Raw genomic sequence first — 2,087 nt, forward strand, 5'->3', positions numbered from 1 at the left:
TAATTCATGCCTAATAACAAAAAAGCATCACCTTTCGGTGATGCTCATAAGTCGCCATCAATACGATTTGACTTTGACCCCAAAAAGTAGCCCCATCAAAGTCGATCGTCATTGACTTTGATGGGGCTACTTTTTGGAATTCTTGATGTTTGTGGTGAATTGCTGCAAATCTACTACAGACTAAGCTAAATGATGATTATAGACGTAATTCATCAACGAACGGGTTTCGGTAAACTCGTTTTCATCGTGCAGGACAACCGTGATGATTCGGTCGTGACCTGATTTGCGGCCAGTGCCGACAAAGCAATAACCCGCAGGAATGGTGTAACCGGTTTTTAAACCGTCAACCTTGAGAGATGCTTGGTAATACTTGCGACCGGGCAATAAATTATTGTAGTTGTACAGCTTTTGACCACTAACAGTCATTGATTTAACAGATGCGTCGGTTAACACGTCGTTGAAATCAGTGACGTAATTCTTGGCGATTTTGGCGAGATCATTTGACGATACCATATTGGCGTTAGCGCCGCCGATGTTATAGCCATATGGTGAAAGGCTATTCTGTTCCATCCCTGAAGATGAAACAAAGTGGGTGTGCTTTAATTTCCACTCTTTTGCCTGGGCATTCATCATTGAAATGAACTTCTTGTTGTATTTGGGGGTTGAACCGCCTGCCACCCATTGGCCTAACGCAATGGCCGCGTTGTTTGATGATTCAATCAAGCCGGCCAAGTATAACTGCCGAACAGTATAGGAATTCTTGGTAAACTTGAAGCCACCAAAGACGCTGGATTTGCCAAGCTTTTTCAGCCCGGAATTGCTGGTATTAACCTTTGAACTCCAAGTTCCACCGCCGTTTTCAATCTTTTCGCGAACGAGGTAGAGGGTCATTAATTTGGTTAACGAAGCAATTGGTCTGGCAGTATTACCTGCCTTGGACCAAACAACTTTATTTGTGTTAACATTCAAAGCCGTTGCGGACTTGGCATATGTAACGGTTGGTCCCTTTGCGTTAGCAGTGGTCGCTTGGGTACTCAGGCCGATTCCAAACGTAAACACTGCGGCGCATGTGACGAAGGCTGTTTTCAGCCATTGATTCATTTTCATTCTGACACGCTCCTCTTTAACTTACTGTTGAAAATTGTAACATGGTGAGCATGCTGCATTCTACGTTTTAACTAAACTGTAAAGGAGGGGAGTTCGAATCAATTTAGCAAGGAACTCAAAAGCGCGACAAAAAAGCGATCCGAAATTAGATCGCGTGTTGCTGGTACATAATATTAATATTTTTGAAATAATCGGGAAATTCAGAAATCACCGACTGCTGTTCATTGAGCATCAGTTCAAGGTGATCGTAGATTAACTTTTCTGCGTTATCCGGGTCATGCTCAACCAGGGAGTTAATAATTGCCTGGTGTTCGCTGGTTAATACAGTGAGTGGCAGTTTATGATCATATACTCGGAGTAGCCGATAGCGGTTGAGGTCGGTACTAAAGGTCAACTGCCAATCCCAAATGGCCAATTTATCTGCAAATTCGTACATCTTGCGGTGGAATTTATTATCTAGATTGAACGACAAGTTGATGTCCTCATCAAGAGCGGCACTATTTTGCTGAGTGACGATATTTGCAAGTTCGTCAATTTGAAATTTAGTGGCAGTGCTGGCGACTGATCTGACAATCGTTTTCTCCAGTGTTTGGCGGACAAATCTTGCATCCAAGGCGTTTTTTAAATTAATCTTTGTAACGTAAGTACCACTTTGAGGCATTGAATACAATAACTGATCACGCTTCAACCGCAACATGGCCTCCCTGACAGGCGTTCGACTAACCCCCAATTGCTCCTCGAACTGTTTGTCAGATACCTGTTGGCCTGGATGAAGCTTTAAGGTCATAATATGGTTATAAATGGTATGATAAGTTTTATCCTGTAAACTCTCCAAGTTATCCCCCGTCTTCCATGCCAAGTATTTGAACTTATGGTAACACAGAAGGCAAAGCTTGAGTGAGTCAACCACTCCTGAATAAATTCAGGAGCTTGTGAGAATAACACCTCACGGTGTCACGACCACAATTTGCTTAGATACA

Annotated in this window: 2 protein-coding genes; both read right to left on the bottom strand. The window is 42.8% G+C overall.

Features of this window, described 5'->3' with window-relative positions; genetic code table 11:
- Positions 1 to 180: 180 nt before the first annotated feature.
- Positions 181 to 1,107, bottom strand: coding sequence for a D-alanyl-D-alanine carboxypeptidase family protein (locus KTE19_RS13385; protein WP_217165464.1), 927 nt, complete (start codon positions 1,105 to 1,107; stop codon positions 181 to 183).
- Positions 1,108 to 1,252: 145 nt separating this feature from the next.
- Positions 1,253 to 1,942 (bottom strand): GntR family transcriptional regulator, encoded by a 690-nt coding sequence (locus KTE19_RS13390; RefSeq protein ID WP_217342500.1) that lies wholly within the window; start codon positions 1,940 to 1,942, stop codon positions 1,253 to 1,255.
- Positions 1,943 to 2,087: the final 145 nt, after the last annotated feature.

The sequence above is a fragment of the Lentilactobacillus dabitei genome (assembly GCF_019061365.1).
Classification (GTDB): domain Bacteria; phylum Bacillota; class Bacilli; order Lactobacillales; family Lactobacillaceae; genus Lentilactobacillus; species Lentilactobacillus dabitei.